The organism is Halalkalibacter lacteus (genome assembly GCF_036663595.1).
Taxonomy (GTDB): domain Bacteria; phylum Bacillota; class Bacilli; order Bacillales; family Bacillaceae_D; genus Halalkalibacter; species Halalkalibacter lacteus.
In genome coordinates this window covers 190,044-208,327 of the sequence record NZ_JAWRVL010000003.1, presented here as the reverse complement: position 1 = coordinate 208,327, position 18,284 = coordinate 190,044, and the positions used below count along the sequence as shown (strand labels likewise).

The 18,284-nt window shown below is 38.5% G+C and carries 19 protein-coding genes and 1 other annotated feature; of the genes, 11 read left to right on the top strand and 8 right to left on the bottom strand.

Annotation, left to right across the window (positions count from 1 at the left end; all coding sequences use genetic code 11):
- The first annotated feature begins 397 nt into the window (after positions 1 to 397).
- A complete protein-coding gene (locus tag SAZ04_RS03775; protein ID WP_332691244.1) occupies positions 398 to 1,120 on the top strand; it encodes a polyphosphate kinase 2 family protein in 723 nt (240 codons plus the stop codon).
- 192 nt (positions 1,121 to 1,312) lie between these two features.
- Positions 1,313 to 1,519, top strand: coding sequence for a YqzH family protein (locus SAZ04_RS03770; RefSeq protein ID WP_332691241.1), 207 nt, complete (start codon positions 1,313 to 1,315; stop codon positions 1,517 to 1,519).
- On the opposite strand, the gene SAZ04_RS03765 is transcribed toward SAZ04_RS03770, so the two are convergent.
- A complete protein-coding gene (locus tag SAZ04_RS03765; RefSeq protein ID WP_332691238.1) occupies positions 1,504 to 1,692 on the bottom strand; it encodes a hypothetical protein in 189 nt (62 codons plus the stop codon). The genes SAZ04_RS03770 and SAZ04_RS03765 overlap by 16 nt on opposite strands.
- 11 nt (positions 1,693 to 1,703) lie before the next feature.
- Positions 1,704 to 2,486 (bottom strand): SDR family NAD(P)-dependent oxidoreductase, encoded by a 783-nt coding sequence (locus tag SAZ04_RS03760; RefSeq protein WP_332691233.1) that lies wholly within the window; start codon positions 2,484 to 2,486, stop codon positions 1,704 to 1,706.
- Between the two features lie 148 nt (positions 2,487 to 2,634).
- Positions 2,635 to 2,859: a binding site (T-box leader), on the top strand.
- Positions 2,860 to 2,918: 59 nt separating this feature from the next.
- Here SAZ04_RS03760 and proB point away from each other — a divergent pair.
- From proB to SAZ04_RS03740, 4 genes are all read left to right on the top strand, one after another.
- Complete coding sequence (gene proB / locus SAZ04_RS03755) at positions 2,919 to 4,043, top strand: glutamate 5-kinase (RefSeq protein WP_332691228.1); 1,125 nt, start codon at positions 2,919 to 2,921, stop codon at positions 4,041 to 4,043.
- On the top strand, positions 4,040 to 5,287 hold the full coding sequence (locus SAZ04_RS03750) for a glutamate-5-semialdehyde dehydrogenase (RefSeq protein ID WP_332691225.1): 1,248 nt from the start codon (positions 4,040 to 4,042) through the stop codon (positions 5,285 to 5,287). The genes proB and SAZ04_RS03750 overlap by 4 nt, the downstream gene beginning before the upstream one ends.
- Positions 5,288 to 5,297: 10 nt before the next feature.
- Complete coding sequence (gene proC, locus SAZ04_RS03745) at positions 5,298 to 6,131, top strand: pyrroline-5-carboxylate reductase (RefSeq protein ID WP_332691222.1); 834 nt, start codon at positions 5,298 to 5,300, stop codon at positions 6,129 to 6,131.
- Positions 6,132 to 6,317: 186 nt separating this feature from the next.
- Complete coding sequence (locus SAZ04_RS03740) at positions 6,318 to 7,139, top strand: ion transporter (protein ID WP_332691219.1); 822 nt, start codon at positions 6,318 to 6,320, stop codon at positions 7,137 to 7,139.
- Between the two features lie 187 nt (positions 7,140 to 7,326).
- On the opposite strand, the gene SAZ04_RS03735 is transcribed toward SAZ04_RS03740, so the two are convergent.
- From SAZ04_RS03735 to SAZ04_RS03725, 3 genes are all read right to left on the bottom strand, one after another.
- On the bottom strand, positions 7,327 to 8,697 hold the full coding sequence (locus SAZ04_RS03735) for an aspartate kinase (protein ID WP_332691216.1): 1,371 nt from the start codon (positions 8,695 to 8,697) through the stop codon (positions 7,327 to 7,329).
- A 255-nt stretch (positions 8,698 to 8,952) separates the two neighbouring features.
- Positions 8,953 to 9,612 (bottom strand): hypothetical protein, encoded by a 660-nt coding sequence (locus SAZ04_RS03730; RefSeq protein ID WP_332691213.1) that lies wholly within the window; start codon positions 9,610 to 9,612, stop codon positions 8,953 to 8,955.
- A 24-nt stretch (positions 9,613 to 9,636) separates the two neighbouring features.
- On the bottom strand, positions 9,637 to 9,921 hold the full coding sequence (locus SAZ04_RS03725) for a hypothetical protein (protein WP_332691210.1): 285 nt from the start codon (positions 9,919 to 9,921) through the stop codon (positions 9,637 to 9,639).
- A 213-nt stretch (positions 9,922 to 10,134) separates the two neighbouring features.
- Here SAZ04_RS03725 and folE2 point away from each other — a divergent pair, with 213 nt between their 5' ends.
- Positions 10,135 to 11,019 (top strand): GTP cyclohydrolase FolE2, encoded by an 885-nt coding sequence (folE2, locus tag SAZ04_RS03720; RefSeq protein ID WP_332691207.1) that lies wholly within the window; start codon positions 10,135 to 10,137, stop codon positions 11,017 to 11,019.
- A 69-nt stretch (positions 11,020 to 11,088) separates the two neighbouring features.
- Here folE2 and SAZ04_RS03715 read toward each other — a convergent pair whose 3' ends face one another.
- Genes SAZ04_RS03715 through cobA form a run of 3 tightly spaced genes read right to left on the bottom strand, consistent with a single transcriptional unit; the run spans position 11,089 to position 14,023 of the window.
- Positions 11,089 to 11,718 (bottom strand): precorrin-2 dehydrogenase/sirohydrochlorin ferrochelatase family protein, encoded by a 630-nt coding sequence (locus SAZ04_RS03715; RefSeq protein ID WP_332691204.1) that lies wholly within the window; start codon positions 11,716 to 11,718, stop codon positions 11,089 to 11,091.
- Complete coding sequence (locus SAZ04_RS03710) at positions 11,715 to 12,551, bottom strand: sirohydrochlorin chelatase (RefSeq protein ID WP_332691201.1); 837 nt, start codon at positions 12,549 to 12,551, stop codon at positions 11,715 to 11,717. The genes SAZ04_RS03715 and SAZ04_RS03710 overlap by 4 nt, the downstream gene beginning before the upstream one ends.
- An 8-nt stretch (positions 12,552 to 12,559) precedes the next feature.
- Positions 12,560 to 14,023 carry a uroporphyrinogen-III C-methyltransferase gene (gene cobA / locus SAZ04_RS03705; RefSeq protein WP_332691198.1) on the bottom strand — a complete coding sequence of 488 codons (1,464 nt, stop codon included), beginning with the start codon at positions 14,021 to 14,023 and terminating at the stop codon, positions 12,560 to 12,562.
- A gap of 293 nt (positions 14,024 to 14,316) precedes the next feature.
- On the opposite strand from cobA, the gene SAZ04_RS03700 reads away from it, so the two are divergent.
- The 4 genes from SAZ04_RS03700 to SAZ04_RS03685 all read left to right on the top strand — a co-directional run bounded on the left by SAZ04_RS03700 (position 14,317) and on the right by SAZ04_RS03685 (position 18,280).
- Positions 14,317 to 14,622 (top strand): MerR family transcriptional regulator, encoded by a 306-nt coding sequence (locus SAZ04_RS03700; protein ID WP_035661684.1) that lies wholly within the window; start codon positions 14,317 to 14,319, stop codon positions 14,620 to 14,622.
- Positions 14,623 to 15,039: 417 nt separating this feature from the next.
- Positions 15,040 to 15,858 carry a divergent polysaccharide deacetylase family protein gene (locus tag SAZ04_RS03695; RefSeq protein ID WP_332691186.1) on the top strand — a complete coding sequence of 273 codons (819 nt, stop codon included), beginning with the start codon at positions 15,040 to 15,042 and terminating at the stop codon, positions 15,856 to 15,858.
- 1 nt (position 15,859) lies between these two features.
- Positions 15,860 to 16,420, top strand: coding sequence for a GNAT family N-acetyltransferase (locus SAZ04_RS03690; RefSeq protein ID WP_332691183.1), 561 nt, complete (start codon positions 15,860 to 15,862; stop codon positions 16,418 to 16,420).
- 9 nt (positions 16,421 to 16,429) lie between these two features.
- Positions 16,430 to 18,280, top strand: a complete 1,851-nt coding sequence (locus tag SAZ04_RS03685; protein ID WP_332691180.1) for a S8 family peptidase — start codon at positions 16,430 to 16,432, stop codon at positions 18,278 to 18,280.
- The last annotated feature ends 4 nt before the right edge of the window (positions 18,281 to 18,284 follow it).

Sequence of the window (18,284 nt, the reverse complement as noted above, 5' to 3'; positions counted from 1 at the left end):
ATTCTGTTTAGCCCAAGTGATGTGAGTTTTTTAATATTTCGTATACTAACTCACTTAGTCATCGAGCCTTCTACTCTACTCATTGCCTACACTAGGCCTTATCTCTAAGCTATCCTATTCAAAACTTAGGCAGATGTGATGGCTTTTATGATGTTCATTATTGATTTTCAACAGAGTGTTTCCCTTTTAAATAAACTGACTAAGATGGATAATAAACGAATGGTGATGTGTATGAATAAGGGGTTAACTTTTTTAAAGAAGTTGCTTATAAAGAGGCGATTTTTCCCTTTTTGAACAACCACGAAGCAATGAGTGGTACAGCTAGCAGGCGCGCAGCATACGGAATGATTGCACTCAACTTTGTCAGCAAACTTTATAGTTAGGAAGGAGTAATTTTATGAAGAATTTTGTGAACAAAAAGCCTCGGTTTAAAACGAAAAAACATTACAAAAAGACTTTAAAAAAGAAGCAATTAAGATTACTACGATTGCAACGTGCACTACATGAACAAAATATTCCTGTCATCCTTATTTTTGAAGGCTGGGATGCTGCCGGAAAAGGCGGTGCAATTAAACGCGCAACCGAGCGTCTTGACCCTCGGGGTTATACAGTGCATCCAATTGCAGCACCTGACGACCACGAATTAACCTATCATTATATGAGACGTTTTTGGAAACTCCTCCCTAAAAAAGGGGAGATGAGTATTTTTGACCGATCTTGGTATGGACGTGTCCTTGTTGAACGAGTCGAAGGATTCGCGACTAAAGAAGAATGGGCACGTGGCTATGATGAAATCAATCATACCGAACAAATGCTAGCTGCAGCCGGGCATATCATTATGAAATTTTGGATAGACATTTCGAAAGAAGAGCAGCTACTTAGATTCAAAGAAAGAGAAGCGAATCCTTTTAAAAGCTGGAAACTAACCGATGAAGACTGGCGGAATCGAAAGATGTGGGACCAATATGAAGAAGCAATTGAAGAAATGATTGATAAGACAGACACGGGGTTTGCCAAGTGGTATGTAATTGATGGACACGATAAGAACACCGCTCGAGTTACGGTGATTGAAACTTTAATAGCAGAATTTGAAAAAAGAGTAGGAGAACTTGAAGAGTAATAGGGTTAACCTGGAATCTTTAAATGGTCTCAGGTAGAAGGCTATCCTCATTCAAAAATCCACCGTTAGTTTTCGTCATGGTGGATTTTTGGAGTTTCTGATGTTCTTTATAGATTGATTAATTGTACAAGTCAAATATATACTAGTAAGAAAAGAAACAACTTAAGAATCTAACAGTAATGGAGATACTATATGGAAACTACGTTTATTCTCAAGCAAATGCAAAACGTTATTAAAACATATACAGATCAACAACTAGGCTTACCGTTGACAAAAGCAGAAGAACAAAAGCTCTTGGATAATATTATTCCTAAAGTAGATGAAAGAGGCTTAGACCACTTTCGAGACATTGTCCATGATGTGATTTATACGTTTTTTACTGATCAAGAGGATGATTGACTTTCTTTCCCCATAAGCTCTTTCACTTGATCTTTTGGGTCCCAACATGAAAATTGATACGTGGACTTTGTTTCATAGCCTAGGCGAACACAGTAGTACCGCATCCCTCCGCCATCCTTTTTTTTTGCTGTAAAATGACGACACGTCGCACAGCAATGGAAACGCCTGATCATAATCATCCTCCTTATTTTTTATTCAATTTCCTTCCTGCTAAACGCTCAAATAAACTTGGCATTAGTTGATAAAAAGTTGAACCTACATTCATCCATTTAGGTAGATTCAACTCACGCTTTGGACGATCAATAAGGTTAATGGTTGCCCTTGCCACCTCTTGTGATTCTAGCATCCAGCGTTCAATATTTTTCACATAGGTTCCTTCTTGGTCAGCTCGGTCAAAAAAAGGTGTTTTGATTGGACCAGGGTTTACAGCAGAAATATGGATATTCGTATCTAGCAATTCCATTCGAAGTCCATTTGTAAAACCAAGAACCGCGTGCTTCGTCGCAGCGTAAACACTAGATTTTGGTGTTGATAGCTTGCCAGCTTGTGACGCAATGTTAATAATATGACCTTTATTATGTTGAAGCATATGGGGGAGCACCGATTTGGTTAATGCAATTAAGCCGACTACATTAACATCAAACATTTCCTGTACATTTTTCACATCTGCATGTTCGACTTTCTCAAACACACCAAACCCCGCATTATTAATTAGCACATCAACTTGGCCAACTTCAGTAACAATTTGTTCTGTTACTTGAGCAATCATATTCGTGTCACTCATATCTAATCGATACACAAATGCCTTAGCACCCTGCCCTTCTATTATTTGTTTTAATGCATGTAGCTTTTCGACATTACGAGCTAAAAGAACGACAGTATTTCCTCTTTTACCAGCTTCTAGAGCCAAGTCCTTCCCTAGCCCACTTGAGGCACCCGTAATCCAAATGATCTTATCCGTTGCCATACTGACTCTCCTTACAATCCATCATCTTGCATGAAGGGAAATGTATTTTACTTGTTCAGTTTAAAGGAAAATCGAAAGAACAACCAGCGCTTTTTAAACTGATAGTTGACGACTTGCTTTTCTCTTCATATAATAGTAAAAACAATATGAAATGGTGTAGATAGGGATTAGTAAATGATTCATTATGTGCAAAGAGAGTGACCTCGCTGGCTGAAAGGGTCATCACCGCTAATAGCATTGAACCTGCCCTGGAGCTAGTCAGCTATATAATTAGTTAATTATATAGCTGACCGTCCCCCACGATACGGGTAAGAGTGGGCATTTGTAATGCCAACAAAGGTGGTACCGCGGATGAAGTTCTTCCGTCCTTATTTGAGGACAGGAGAGCTTTTTTATTTTTTATTCTATTTAAAATGAAAAGAGGAGAGATACATGAGTCGACAACGTCTGGTTGTTAAAATTGGAAGTAGCTCATTGACATCAAAACAAGGTGCTTTGAGTATGGAAAAGGTCACCATGTTTGTCAACGCAATTGCTAACTTAAAACAGGCTGGTCATGAAGTCATCGTGATCTCTTCTGGAGCAGTTGCCGCTGGATTTAAAGCAATTGGGTATCCTACAAGACCAGTAACGATTGCCGGCAAACAAGCGGCTGCGGCTGTGGGGCAAGCGATGCTCATGCAAGCGTATATTGAACAATTTGGAACTCACAATTTAATTCCTGCACAATTGCTCTTGACAAGACAAGATTTCTCAGATGAAACGAGGTATGGAAATGCTTATTCAACATTATCTGAATTATTAAAAAGAGGCGCCATTCCAATCATTAATGAAAACGATTCTACTTCAATTGAAGAGTTGACATTTGGCGACAATGATATGTTATCTGCTCTTGTAAGTGGGTTAATTCACGCGAATACACTCTGTATTATGACTGATGTAAATGGACTATATGACGATAACCCTCATACAAATCCAGATGCAAAAAAAATTAACTACTTGCCTTATGTAACAGAGGATTTGCTTGCTCTTGCAGGAGATTCCTCTTCAAAAGTTGGGACAGGAGGAATGAAATCAAAGGTAAGTGCTGCAAAGACGGCCCTTACTCTTGGTGTTAATGTCTTTATTGGAAAAGGAGAGCATCCTGACGTGTTTATTGATATTTTAACTGGAAAAGGAGACGGTACCTACATCGGCTCCTTTCAGCATGAGACTGTCATGCCAACCACTAAACAGTGGATTGCACTTCACTCAAAAATTGCAGCACGACTGATTATCGATGCAGGAGCTGAGCAGGCACTTCTTCATCGTGGAAAAAGCCTATTACCAGTTGGCATAATATCAATTGAAGGGACCTTTTCTAGAGGTGATGTGATTGAAGTTTGCAATGAATCTAGCCTTCTTATTGGAAAAGGGAAAGCCAATATGACCTCAGATGACCTTGCTCATTACCGTGACCAACAAACGAGCCATACTACAGCATCAAAACATAAACAACCTGTTGTGGTCCATCGTAACGAATGGGTCCCATCTTTAAAGGAGACGATGAAACGATGAGTGAATTACGAACAAAAGCAAAAAAAGCGAAAGAATGCGCACGTGAACTAGCAACCAAAACGACAAAAGAAAAAAATGCCGCACTTGAGTTAATAGCCGTTGAACTTCTTGAAGAAGAAGCGTTTTTAGTGTCAGAAAACAACAAAGACGTTCAAGTAGCTCGTAAAAATGGAACAAATGAAGGGATTATTGACCGCTTAACATTAACAACTGGAAGATTACAAGATATGGCTGAAGGCTTACGACAAGTCGCTGCCTTGACCGACCCAGTTGGAGAGACCTTATCGACTACCATTCGTCCAAATGGATTAGAGATTAAGAAAGTCCGCGTACCACTAGGTGTGATTGGAATGATTTATGAAGCAAGACCTAATGTAACAATTGATGCCTCTAGCCTATGTTTAAAAGCAGGAAATGCTGTTTTATTACGTGGAAGTTCTTCTGCTATTCACTCTAACACAGCACTCGTTGCAGTTGTGCAACGAGCATTAGAAAAGACGTCAATTCCAGTAGAAGCGATTCAATTAATTGAAGATACTAGTCGTGAAACAGCAACAGAAATGTTTACATTAAATGAATATTTAGATGTGCTTATCCCGCGTGGCGGGGCTTCCCTTATCCAGTCCGTTGTCAAAAATGCATCGGTACCAGTTCTGGAAACAGGAGTGGGCAATTGCCATTTATTTATAGATCGTAGTGCCAATGCTGAGATGGCTATTTCCATTGCTGTAAATGCAAAAACACAGCGTCCCTCTGTCTGCAATGCAGTTGAAACGATTTTAATTGACCGCCAGTGGGCAGATACACATTTCCAAGACCTTATCCATGCACTTGATGAAAAAAGTGTAACCTTTGTAGGAGATGAAAAAACCCGATGCTATGATCAACGGATCATGACAGCTAATGAATCTGACTGGGCTAACGAATTCCTTGATTTGAAGGTAGCACTAAAAGTCATTGACTCAGTCGATGAAGCCATTCACCATATTCATGTATACGGCACAAAGCACTCAGAATCAATTATTAGCGAGGACGCAGAAAACATTGCAACTTTCTTAAATACAGTCGATGCAGCCGCTGTTTATCACAATGCTTCAACACGATTTACAGATGGATTTGAATTTGGGTTCGGAGCTGAAATCGGCATTAGTACACAAAAGCTCCATGCAAGAGGACCAATGGGACTTGAAGCATTAACATCAACTAAATACACCGTCCAAGGTACTGGGCAAGTGAAAGGATAGGTGCGTAGAATTGCTAGAAAATAAAACGATTACCTTTTTAGGAGCTGGTGCTATGGCCGAAGCCATCATTACTGGCCTCGTCCGACACCAAGTCGTAAAACCTGAGCAAATTATTGCTACCAACCTTAGTAATAAAGAAAAGCTTACTTATCTGGAAACAACGTATGGCATACAAACGAATAGTGATCGCAATGCAGCTGTGAAAAATGGAGACATTGTGATACTCGCGATGAAGCCTAAACATGTAAAAGAAGCAATTGAAGATATTCAACAAATGACGAGTGCGCAGCAATTATTCGTCTCGGTCCTTGCCGGAATTCCTACTACCTATATTGAAGATTTACTAGGCATGAACGCTAGTGTCATTCGAACGATGCCAAACACCTCAGCCAAGGTTGGTCAGTCTGCTACTGCAATAAGCAAAGGTACCCATGCAACAGATAGTCAGTTAAAAGAAGTAAAAGAGCTCTTTTCTGCGGTCGGAAGTGTAACCATCGTAGATGAACAAAAACTAGATGCAGTTACTGGTCTTGCTGGCAGTGGTCCTGCCTACTTTTACTTTCTTATAGAGGCTATGGAAAAAGCAGCTGAGGCGGCTGGACTTACAGAAAAAGAAGCATCTGCTCTCATTACTCAAACAATTGTTGGCGTTGGCAAACGTCTTCAATCTACTAGTAAATCATCTAGAGAATTATATGAAGAAGTAATGAGTCCTAATGGAACAACAGAAGCCGGAATCAATGTATTACGAGAGAGAAAAAGCCAAGAAGCCATGACAGATGCTGTTACACGAGCTATTTTACGGTCGAAAGAATTAGGAGAAGTATTCACAAAATCAAAATAATTCAATAATAGGATAGAGGGAGACAGAAGATTTCCTTTTGACCTTGAAAGTTACCCTCTTTAAAAAAAACATCTTATTCCGTAACGGAATAAGATGTTTTTCTTTTTGAAAATTGCAACGACAAAATGCGGTCAATCTAGTAAAATAGTAACTAGATTGTTTACTTAAAGGAGCTCGATTGTGATCATGGAAAATAGACATACTGAATTATCTAAGTCCCCTTTTATCCGCACGATCCAGAGGATTGTTTTTCACCGTGCATTTACTTCGACTATTATCTGTCTTATTCTTATTAATGCGATTATCGTTGGACTTGAAACATATCCAAGCTTATATAGTGCATATAATGATTGGTTCTATTTTACTGACTATCTTCTTCTTTGGATTTTTACAGTTGAGATCGCAATGCGCTTTATTGCTACTCGCCCTACGAAAGATTTTTTTAAAAGCAGTTGGAACTGGTTTGATTTTCTTATCGTAACATCAGGACATATATTTGTAGGAGCCCATTTTGTTACAGTTCTTCGTATCCTGCGTGTCCTTCGTGTTCTTCGAGCTATTTCCGTCATTCCTTCACTGCGTCGTCTTGTCGATGCATTATTGATGACCATTCCTGCACTTGGGAACATTATGATTTTAATGAGCATCATATTCTACATATTTGCCGTTATGGGTACAATGTTATTTGCTGGCGTTGCCCCTGAATACTTTGGCAATCTCCAACTTTCTCTTTTAACGTTATTCCAAGTTGTAACTTTGGAATCATGGGCAAGTGGGGTCATGCGACCAATTTTTAATGAAGTTTCCTGGTCATGGATTTATTTCGTAGTCTTCATCCTTGTTGGTACATTTATCGTGTTTAACCTTTTTATTGGGGTTATCGTTAATAATGTGGAAAAGGCCAATGCCGAAGAGGAAGAGGAAGAAGCAAATTCTGAATTAAAGGAATTGCGACAAGAAGTAGCTGAAATGAAAGCAATGATTCAAACACTAACTGAACGGAAATAAAAGAACGAGGGAGCACCCTCGTTCTTTTATTTCCGTTCAAAATGGCAACGAGACCTCCACTCACATAGCCAAATCGCAAGTAAAAAACAACCTTTTGATAGCCTGATGTTGCAATCGCTTCTCTCGCTGCACGCAAACTATGAGAAACCCACTCATAGTTCGCTTAAAAAATAGCAGCGGCTCCTCTCTATTGAACTGAATCGTCTGCTCCACTGAAAAATTCATTGTATAGTTCAATAACGGTACGATCTGCATCTGATGCATGTATCCCTAAAATTAAACTTACTTCTGAAGAACCTTGGTTAATCATTTCAATATTGACATTCGCTCTTGTTAAAGCCGCTGTCGCTCGTGAAGAAATTCCGATTGTATTATGCATACCTTCTCCGACAATCATAACCATCGCAAAATCTCGTTCAATATAGACGTCGTCTACGCAAAGTTCTTCTTGAATTTTGGCCACAACACGTTCTTCAATTTCTTGAGTTAATTGCTCTTGACGTAGAATTACAGATGTATCATCGATTCCAGACGGCATATGCTCGTAGGATAGTCCTTCATCCTCTAATATTTGCAATAACTTACGACCGAAACCTACTTCTCGGTTCATCAAATATTTACGCACATAGATCGTTGCAAACCCTTCATCAGCTGCAATCCCAATGACAGGATTCAAGAAATATTCTCGTTCTGCAATAATCATCGTGCCAGAAGAAGATGGATTGTTTGTATTTTTCACACAGACAGGAATTCCATTTCGAAATGCTGGGAATAGAGCTTCATCATGAAAAACAGAAAATCCAGCATAGGATAATTCGCGCATTTCTCTGTACGTCATCCGCTTGATTTTCACAGGATTCTCAATGACATTTGGGTTCGCTGCAAAAACAGAATCAACATCCGTGAAGTTCTCATAAAGATCTGCCTTAATTCCTGCGGCTAAAATAGACCCAGTAATATCTGATCCTCCTCGTGAAAACGTTACAAGCGTACCTTCCTTTGAATAGCCAAAGAAACCAGGAAAGACAATAATTTCTTCACGTTCAGGCAATGATTTTAAGTGATCATATGCTTCAGGCAAAACTTGTGCGTTGCCCGGCTCATCACTGACAAACAAACCTGCCTCTTGTGGATTTAAGTATGTAGCATTCAAGCCGATACTTTGAAAGTAAGAAGCAATTAACTTCGCATTGTTGTCTTCGCCACTTGCCTTAATTAAATCCATGCATGCCCCAGGACGACTTCGATCAAACTGAAGTCGTTCTCGTAAATCAGCTTCAATTGTGGCAATGATTTCTTTTCCAAGACCTAAGCCATCCGCGATATCTTCATAACGTTGTAGGACATCTTGTAATTCATTTTCTGTATCTTCATTATTTAAATACGTTTCACCGAGTTTAATGAGTAGGTCAGTGACTTTTGTGTCATCACTACTTCTCTTTCCTGGTGCTGATACAACGATAATTTTTCTTTCTTTATCTTCTGCTACAATGGAAGCCACCTTTTTAATTTGCTCCGCGCTTGCGACTGATGTTCCCCCAAATTTTGCTACTTTCATCTTTTGTCTCCAGCTCCCTTATTCTTCATTTCTCTCTTATTTACAAGTTTTTTGAACATTCTCAATATAGCATAATTAAACAAGATCTGCAAAACGATTCTCTAACGTTTTGAGCGATCATATACTACTTAGTCTGCTTCAGGTATACTCACCACTTTCATCCATACAATCCTCGCCATTTCATGGAAATGGCTCAAGATTCTAAATAAGGAAAGAGCAGAAAAATTGATTCTATCTCTGCTTTCTAGTCTATTTTCAGAACGTCCTGTTCAAACAACTTCTACAAAAAGGCTCATCACTAATAATTACATAAAACATATACACATGTTCATAATCTTGATTCGGTTTAGTAGCCACTTCTAAGTCAAATGACCTCATTACATTTGATTCAACATTCTCGACATAGTAAGCAACATAGTTCTTCTTATCATAAGTAACATCCTCAATCTCGTCTACTAAATACCCCCATGATGAGCTCCCACGCTCAGTACCTTTTCGTTCAAGAGAATAGCTAGAAGATCCAGAGCTTCCACTGTCATACATGATTTTTAAATCGCCATAAACAGAGAGATTTCCTTCATTTTCCTCCCTGTCCATTGTAAAGAGAATCCTTGCTCGCTCATCTTTTTGTTCAAGTTCTAGATCGTTAGCGTTAATCATCAAACCACCATTTTTTTCAACTATCTCACCATTTTGATAATAGTCAACGCCAACTTCTACTGAACGAAACTCCTTATTGCTATCTTTAAAATCCAAATAAAAAATTCGCTCCGCTAATATTGAAAAAATAATCTCCTCATTTTCAGAGAGCGAAATTTCATTCAGAGGTTTTTGATTCAAAAAACTAGCTTTTGTTAACGAATCACAAGCAGATAAGATAAAAAGACATAAGAACACCAAACCCCATTTTTTCATGTCATTTCCCCCTCACTACAATAGTTAACGAAAGATCCCAATTAGAAATGGTTTTTGTTCTAGGAGTTCATTGTCAGTGCAGCTTGATTCACTAACATACGCAAGGTCTTTTGCATGATCAAAAGTTGTTTCCTCTAAATTATTTGTTAATTCTGCTTGATCATAACACCCTGGTGCACTATATACTTTGTAGGTATGATCAATAATCACTCTTGTATTGTCTGGAGAAGTCACTGAAATCGGTACGGTCAACCCTACTAATAAAAGTACACCTGCTAAAACGATCCATATCAAAGTTCCTTTTTTCATTCGCTTCTTTCCACCTTTTTCCTTAACTCATTTTTTGAACAACTTCTATATAAGAAAACTGTCTATTTTCTTGTTTCCTTTTCCCTTTGTAGTGTAATATGGAGTAAGCATTATCGCAACTACTTCATTATTAGATGCTTTTATTTATGATTATTAGAAGTTGAAGTTATGCTAGGACCCTATTAGAATTAACTTTCAGGAGTGATTAATAAAATGAAACGTTCTTTACCACCAAAGGCTGAGCGTCATCGTCATTTCGGTACGGTTGATCCAATTATTGGAACGAAGCCAACTGACAAAGAAAAGATGCCTGACCTTCAAAATAAACCAGCTGACTTTTACTTTCCAATTCAACAAGTTGGAATTTCAGATGTTAAGTACCCTGTCATGATTGAATCAGAATTAGCACCAACTACACAAACGACAACTGCAACGTTTGCTTTAACAACTAGTTTAGACCAAGATTTCAAAGGGATAAATATGAGTCGCTTAACGGAGCAACTTCATTTGTTTTTCCAATCTCACTTGTTAACAGATCAAACATTACGTGAATTTACAGCGATCCTTGCACGAGAGATGAAACAGAAAGCCGCACATGTTCGAGTTACATTTCCATGGTTTTTTACAAAAACAAGCCCAGCTATGCAAAAAGAAGGAATGGCACATGCTAATATCACGTATGATGTCACGTTTGATGAAGATAAAGGCTATACGTCTGTTATTACGTTAACAGGAGCTGTCACTACTCTTTGCCCTTGCTCAAAGGAAATAAGTGAGTACAGTGCCCATAACCAACGCAGCTTTGTTACGATGACTGTTACGGTTGATGAAAGGTATGAGGCTGATTGGAAAGCCATTCTTCTTGAAGCGGCTGAGAGTAATGCAAGTTCGATTCTCTATCCCGTTCTAAAACGCCCAGATGAAAAGTCAGTAACAGAACGCGCTTATGAAAACCCACGCTTCGTAGAAGACTTGGTCCGCCTTGTCGCTGCCGACTTATATGAAAATGAAGCAGTACGCTCTTTCGAAGTACAATGCCGTAATGAGGAATCAATTCATCAACACGATGCAATTGCAAAACTATCTTTTTCAAAATAAAAAAGAGAGGGGTGGCTCACATATAAGCTTACCCCTCTCTTCTTACATATGATAAACAATTAGACTCCATTATGTTGGTTGATTTGTTGACTTGTTTATAATCTGTTCTAATACCTGTTCTCGTTTTGGGTTTTGTAGAACTGAAGGAGAAGCACATTGTTGTAATATCTTCTTTCGTACTGATCCATTTAATTCACTTTCAAGTACTCGCTTTCTTGCTTTATTTAGAAAAAGCAAATCTTCTTCAATCGTTTCTGATAAATTATATTCTATTTGTTTCATTACTTTTTTTGCGTATGTCGGGCTTGATCCCCCCGTTGAAAGGGCAATTGTTAATGAACCCTTCTTAACGGTCATAGGAAAATAAAAATCGCTGAGTGCAGGATTATCAGCAACATAAACGAGCTGATAAGGTTTCTTGTATTGATAGAGCGTTTTATGTAGTAATGAGTCATTTGTTGTCAGGAACAAGAGATCTGTATCAAATGATGTTGTAGGCTGAACGTTTCCTTTTTCCCATCTAAATCGCTCTTCACTTACATAAACTTCTAGACTTGGATGAAGGGTTGGTGCGTAGACAACAATTTCTTTTATCCCTTCTTCGATCAGCTTCGGAATATGTCGTGCTGCAACTGCTCCTGCACCAACAACGGCAGCCCTTTTCCCACCAAGCTTTAGCATTAGAGGAAGGAGACTCATGCATTTTCTCCTGCTTTTTCAGTATCGCTATAACGAAAAGAACAGGTATCACAATTCACTTGAACATCATTTTCCAATACTTCTTGAACACGTTTAATTAAAACTGAAATTAACTGATCATCAAAACCTAAGTAATCACAAAGGACAAAATCCTTTTTTGTCTGTTTAGACCACTCGTCTAATTGCTTTTGTAACCCCTTCATTAAGATGCCTGTAAACAACAAATAAGGAACGACATACACTTTATCATTTGGCAATCGGTTCATTCTAGCTATCCCTTCATCAACATTTGGTCTTGTTGCCGCTAAAAAACAGACATCGACTTCATTCACGGGCGTGTATTCCCAAACAAGTCTTGCAATTTTCATTAAATCACTCGTTTGATCAGGATCACTGCTTCCTCTTCCGACAAGAAGGATCGAGATTGGCTCGCGTTCCTCATACTTTGGTCGTTTATTGGAAATGTTCATGCCTGACGCCCGCAAACGATCTTTAACAATCTTAATAACTGTCGAATCAATTCCAATTGGTCGTCCATATGAAAATGTGACGTCAGGATATTTCCTTTTCATTTCATTAATTTCCTCTGGGATATCAACTTTCGCATGCATAGCGGTTAACAAAAGAACAGGAATGACCGCAATTGATGTTGCTCCTTGATCAACACAAGCTTGTACACCTTCTTCGATCGTTGGTTCTGTTAGTTCTAAAAAACAGCATTCTTGAATTGTCACTTGAGGAAGTTCACCTTTTGCTTTCTCGATAAAAGATAACAACTCCTCTTTACCAGCACGTACACGACTTCCGTGACCAATATACAAAATAGCTTGCATACACTCACCTACTTTTCATTTGCTGTATGTTTTAACACCTCAATCAATGCTTCTTTCGTTGGTTCTTGTAACGTAACTTCAACCTGGTATCCAAAATCAATAGCTGCCTTGTACGATGACTTTCCAAAACAAATAACCGTAGCCCGTTTTGATAATGTTTCCGGTGTTTCATTACAAGCTACAATTTGCTCTGTAACTACCTTAACAGATTCAGCACTTGGAAAGACAATCGTATCGACTCTATCCTCATCAAGGATTCGTTGACAAGTGAAATTTGACTGCTCAATGATCTCATCATAATGAGATACACAGAAATCATGGCTTCCATAAGATTCAAACCGCTGCTGTTCTCTATGTTGCCAAGCATTCGATCCAATAACTAGCCTTTTTTCTGAATGGATCATTTTGTCGACAGGAAATCCAAGACAAGCAAACGACTCAATTGCGCGTATTGATTTACTAGACGCTCCATATAATTGAGCTTGTAAAGTACGTATGTCTATTCGTTGTTGCTTTAATTGATCAAAAAACCAAAAGACGGCCTTCGGTGAGCGGAAGATGATTTGTTCATAGTCATTGAAATGAATCTGAGCTTTTTCTTGTTGGTGAGTGTAAAAGCGTGGATACTCAAATACATCAGCTCCTAGGCTTGTAAGCTCATTTGCTATTTCACTAGCGCCTTCTGTCGTTCGTCCAAATAAAATATGTTTTCCAAAAAGAAGTTGACGTTCAAACCAGCTTTCTTTCGTACGAAGTTTAGCAACTTCACCAACTAAAGTAATAGCAGGATTTGAAAATTTTTCTTTGATTACTATATCTGCAATTGTTTCAAGCGTTCCATTTAATGTTTTTTGCTTTCCTACAGTACCCCATCGTACGAGGAGCACAGGCGTCTTTGGATCACGTCCATGAGCAATCAATTGTTCACATATGTATGGTAAATTTTTTACCCCCATATAAAAAGCAATTGTATCAATGCCTGTAGCGAGCCCACTCCAATCTATTAAAGGTTGTCCATTAGGAGACTTATCATGACCTGTAACCATGGCAAATGACGCACCGTGATCTCGGTGAGTTACAGGTACTCCAGCATACGTAGTCGCTCCTATTCCTGCCGTAATTCCTGGTATAATCTCATAAGGTATCCCTTCTTGTTCAAGAGCTTCAGCCTCTTCTCCAACACGGCCAAAGACGCTCGGGTCCCCTCCTTTTAACCTAACAACCTTTTTCCCTGCCAGTCCATATGTAACAAGTAGATCATTAATCGCTTCTTGTCTAAGCAAGTGACGATCAGGAAGCTTTCCACAATAGACAAGTTCAGCTCCCGGCTTAGTTGTTTCAAGTAGCAGTGGGTTTACAAGACGATCATACAAAACAACATCTGCCTTTTCAAGACATTGCTGCCCTTTTACTGTCATTAAACGAATATCACCTGGACCTGCTCCAACTAAATATACATATCCTTTATTCATCTATTCCGCTCCTTTGATGTTAACTTGAATGTTCTCTTTTCCTCAAATCTACAGAAAATACATTTCCGACTTTTTTTATATGATTTATAAATTATAATATAAGAAATGAACTATCTCAATTAGAATGTTCAAAAATTCATTAGATCTTTCTTCCCATTCTACATTTACATATTTTTGTTAATACCACAATAATTATTGTTAGATTATCTAACATCACCAGACCCTTATCAGCTTAATCTATGCTATGATAAATCAAAGATCTGAACATTCTAACTTAATAAGGGGTGGAATGGGTGTCATCATATAAAGATAAAAAAGTGATAACGATTGGGATTGTTAGTGAGCTCACTGGACTTTCTGAACGAAAAATTCGCTATTATGAGGAAAGAAAATTAATTTATCCAGAACGTTCAAAAGGTGGAACAAGAAAATATTCTTTTCTTGATGTTGAACGATTACTAGATATTGCAAACAAAATGGAAGACGGAATGCAGACGTTTGAAATCCGAAAAATGGAACAGAAACAAATGCAAAAACAAGAAGTACGCGATCGAATGCTTCGCGGGCAGCTTAACGCGGCATTTAACATTCGCAAATAACACATGTGTAACGATTACCTCGTTGCGCATGTGTTTTTTGTTTGCTTTCATAATTGAGTTTACAAAAGAGGTTGTTAAATTTAAAACACTATATCAGGGCGTGTTCAAAAAAGGGTGAGCAATGGCAATACTCAGCTAGCAAACCTGCGGATTGACAAAACCGCACATAGAACAAGCTTAAGGTGTGAGTCACTATTCACACCAATGACAGCAGGTCCGCTCTTACTTCGAGGTTATGAGGAAAGGAAAGGGTAAAACCGGAGGCCACTGAAAAAGTTAAAAAGCAACCTTTTTCAGTGGCCTCTAAAACCGACCCTTTTCAATAACTCTGTAACCCATAATTTCTTTTTTCCTCATAGAACTTCGTGAATTTGACAAACTATAAAGAAACAGCACGTTATGAAAAGGTGGTTTCCTATGCGTCTATGTTTCGTAATTATAGTAACACTGTCTATTGTCTTTTCCCCTTTAAACTCTTTTTCTTCAACTGCTTTAGCGAATAAAAAACCTCAAGTAGCTGTTATCATTGATGATTTTGGTGGGAATGTTAAAGGGGTTAATTCATTTTTATCTGGATACATTCCGATTACAGTTGCTATCATGCCTTTTATGGAAAAGTCCACAGAGCAAGCAGAACGAGCGCATCATGCAGGACTTGAAGTCATGATACATTTACCGATGGAACCCAAAAAAGGAAAATCTTCTTGGCTTGGACCAAATGCCATTACAAGCAGTTTATCTAATGAAGAAGTACGAAAACGAGTTCTAGCAGCGATCGAGAATGTCCCACATGCAAAAGGAATCAATAACCACATGGGTTCAAAGATTGTTGAGGATGAACGAATTATGAGGGTAATCCTTGAAGTTGCAGCTAGTCATGGTCTATATGTAATCGATAGCGGAACTAGTTCAAACTCTGTCATACCTGAATTAGCCAATGAATTAAATATTCCATTTGCATCTAGAAATATTTTCCTTGATGATACCCACTCTTCTAGCCAACATGTAAATAAACAAATGTCTGCACTATTAAAAATGGCACAAAAGAATAAAAAGGCTATTGGGATTGGCCATGTTGGAATCAAGGGGCACGAGACATTCACAGGTATTTCGAATGCACTCCCATTGTTTAAAGATAAACAAGTTGACATTGTTCCAATTTCACACATGCTTGATACAGAAATTGACTCAGATCACTCCCGTTTCTGGCAACCACGCGAAAAGGAGAGTGAATAAAATGAAGACACCTACTTCCGAAGACAATCAAGAATCATTTACAGCAAAGGACCATTCACACATTGTACTTCGACCTGTTCAATATTTTGATGCCAAGGACATCATTAACTCAGCGAACTCGATTATCCAACAAGGCTCTTATATTCAAAAAGAGCGTGTTCGATCAATCGAAGAAGAGCATGCTTTTATAGAAGAGATGAAAGCAAAAGACAACATGTATATTGTTGTGGAAGTGAATGGGATTGCTCGCGGGATTGCAAGAGTGATTCGTGAAGACCTTGAAATGAAACGTCATATCGGTCTTTTTCGAACATGGTTACATGAAGAGGCCCAAGGAAAGGGAATAGGAAAAAAAGTGATGGAGTATACACTTAAATGGTGTCTGCGCCATAAACTCCATAAATTATGTTTGACGGTTTTTGCTTCGAATCGTGTAGCAAAAGGCTTGTATGAAAAAGCTGGATTTGTTATAGAAGGAATCCAAAAAGACCAAGTATATATTAACAAATCATATGATGACGAAATTTTCATGGCCTATTTTTTTAACGAGCAGAAAGGATGAGATTACTTCATGTTAACCAGAATAGCAAAAACTGTAATCATTATTAGCCTAATCGGACTCGGTCTTGCAATCATTGGACGAGCCCTTATTGACGATAATGAATACTCATTTCAAACGAAAGATATCCCCCAAGATTTAGAAGTATCTGCAATGGACAAATTAATGGCAGAAGATTTATCATTGACAACATCCATGTTCTTAAAACAACTTTCTGCTCAATTACAAAGATGGGCTAATAATGATTTAAGCACACAGCAATTACGAAGTAAATTTGAAGAAGAGGTCCTTGAACACCCTCACTTTCATGGGTTTGTAATTAAACATAATGATGAAGTCGTTGAACACGTTGGACAAGTTGAAAGATTCGATGATTCAAAATTAACGCATTACCATATGAAGAGCAAATTCTCAGATCCTTATACCGTTGATGGGAAACAACTGATGCTAATGGGAGAAGAACTTGAGGATGGTCGTACTGTATTAGGTGAAGTTGATTTATCGTTTGTTAAATCCTTCATCAAGGATATGGCATCTGTTGCGGATGCCAACGGTACATTTTTTGTATCTGGAGCTGACCCTGAAATTGAATGGGAAACGACAGAAGATATACCTGAAAACTTAAAAGCAGAAACGGTTCCTGAACTCGGATGGCAAATTGTCGTTCATTCGGATGAACATAAACCTGAACGCCTTCAAAAAACGTACTACAAGCAACAAGCGGTCATTAAATTTAAACACCCTGAAGTGGCAAGCGCGTGGCTTGAAGAAAATGAGGATTTAGAAGTGCTTAGAAATAATAACCCTTTGTTTGTTGTGAAATCAGAGACGGAATCAACCGAACAGCTTATTCGTCGTTTAAAACGAGAGTATGATCTAGCAATTGCTGAACCAAATTATATCATTTCAAAACAAGTAATCCTTTTCTCAACTGATCCAAACGAAACGAGACCCTCTACATCGCAGCAAGGTCAACAACCACAACAAAAAAAAGTATTAACGACTGACCCAAATGATGAATTTTTTAAGCCTTATCAATGGAATCTTGAGCAAATTGAAATAGATGAAGGTTGGAACTTATCCGGTGGACAAGGAGTAAAAATAGCCATTTTGGATACAGGGGTTGATCAAGAACACCTAGATCTCAAAGAAAAACTTGGACCAGGCTATAATGCTTTTGATGATTCATCTGATTTTTCTGATGCACACGGACATGGAACACACGTAGCTGGTGTTGCTGCGGCTTTAACAAACAACGTGACAGGGATTGCTGGTGTTTCTTGGGACAGCACAATCTTACCAGTAAAGGTTTTAAATGACGACGGGGAAGGTTCATCCTATGAAGTAGCTAAAGGAATTTATTGGGCCGTTGAACAGGGTGCTGATGTCATTAATATGAGTCTTGGGGACTATTATCCTTCAGACGTATTATACGATGCTATTCAACATGCTCACGAGCAAGATGTCGTGCTCATTGCAGCATCTGGAAATGACAATGTAGCTGATCCGATGTATCCAGCACTGTATGAAGAAGTATTTACAGTGGCTGCCGTAGATGATGCTAGAAATCGCGCTTTCTTCTCGAACTACGGTGAACATGTCGATGTAACAGCACCTGGTGAGCATATACCTAGTTTATTTCCTGATAACAACTATGTAGTCATGTCTGGTACATCAATGGCCGCTCCACACGTTACAGGATTAGCAGGTCTTATTCGTTCTCTTCGACCTGATTTAACAAATGAACAGGTATATGAAGTGATGACATCAACTGCAAAAGATTTAGGAACAGAAGGGCATGATCCCTACTACGGATTCGGAGAAATTGATATAGCAGCAGCTTTGAAATCGATCGCAAACTAATCAG

Bases quoted from the DNA above. Each gene is read 5' to 3' on its own strand.
- SAZ04_RS03775 (WP_332691244.1), top strand. From the start codon at position 398: ATGAAGAATTTTGTGAACAAAAAGCCTCGGTTTAAAACGAAAAAACAT.
- SAZ04_RS03770 (WP_332691241.1), top strand. From the start codon at position 1,313: ATGGAAACTACGTTTATTCTCAAGCAAATGCAAAACGTTATTAAAACA.
- SAZ04_RS03765 (WP_332691238.1), bottom strand. From the start codon at position 1,692: ATGATCAGGCGTTTCCATTGCTGTGCGACGTGTCGTCATTTTACAGCA.
- SAZ04_RS03760 (WP_332691233.1), bottom strand. From the start codon at position 2,486: ATGGCAACGGATAAGATCATTTGGATTACGGGTGCCTCAAGTGGGCTA.
- proB (WP_332691228.1), top strand. From the start codon at position 2,919: ATGAGTCGACAACGTCTGGTTGTTAAAATTGGAAGTAGCTCATTGACA.
- SAZ04_RS03750 (WP_332691225.1), top strand. From the start codon at position 4,040: ATGAGTGAATTACGAACAAAAGCAAAAAAAGCGAAAGAATGCGCACGT.
- SAZ04_RS03740 (WP_332691219.1), top strand. From the start codon at position 6,318: ATGGAAAATAGACATACTGAATTATCTAAGTCCCCTTTTATCCGCACG.
- SAZ04_RS03735 (WP_332691216.1), bottom strand. From the start codon at position 8,697: ATGAAAGTAGCAAAATTTGGGGGAACATCAGTCGCAAGCGCGGAGCAA.
- SAZ04_RS03730 (WP_332691213.1), bottom strand. From the start codon at position 9,612: ATGAAAAAATGGGGTTTGGTGTTCTTATGTCTTTTTATCTTATCTGCT.
- SAZ04_RS03725 (WP_332691210.1), bottom strand. From the start codon at position 9,921: ATGAAAAAAGGAACTTTGATATGGATCGTTTTAGCAGGTGTACTTTTA.
- folE2 (WP_332691207.1), top strand. From the start codon at position 10,135: ATGAAACGTTCTTTACCACCAAAGGCTGAGCGTCATCGTCATTTCGGT.
- SAZ04_RS03715 (WP_332691204.1), bottom strand. From the start codon at position 11,718: ATGAGTCTCCTTCCTCTAATGCTAAAGCTTGGTGGGAAAAGGGCTGCC.
- SAZ04_RS03710 (WP_332691201.1), bottom strand. From the start codon at position 12,551: ATGCAAGCTATTTTGTATATTGGTCACGGAAGTCGTGTACGTGCTGGT.
- cobA (WP_332691198.1), bottom strand. From the start codon at position 14,023: ATGAATAAAGGATATGTATATTTAGTTGGAGCAGGTCCAGGTGATATT.
- SAZ04_RS03695 (WP_332691186.1), top strand. From the start codon at position 15,040: ATGCGTCTATGTTTCGTAATTATAGTAACACTGTCTATTGTCTTTTCC.
- SAZ04_RS03690 (WP_332691183.1), top strand. From the start codon at position 15,860: ATGAAGACACCTACTTCCGAAGACAATCAAGAATCATTTACAGCAAAG.
- SAZ04_RS03685 (WP_332691180.1), top strand. From the start codon at position 16,430: ATGTTAACCAGAATAGCAAAAACTGTAATCATTATTAGCCTAATCGGA.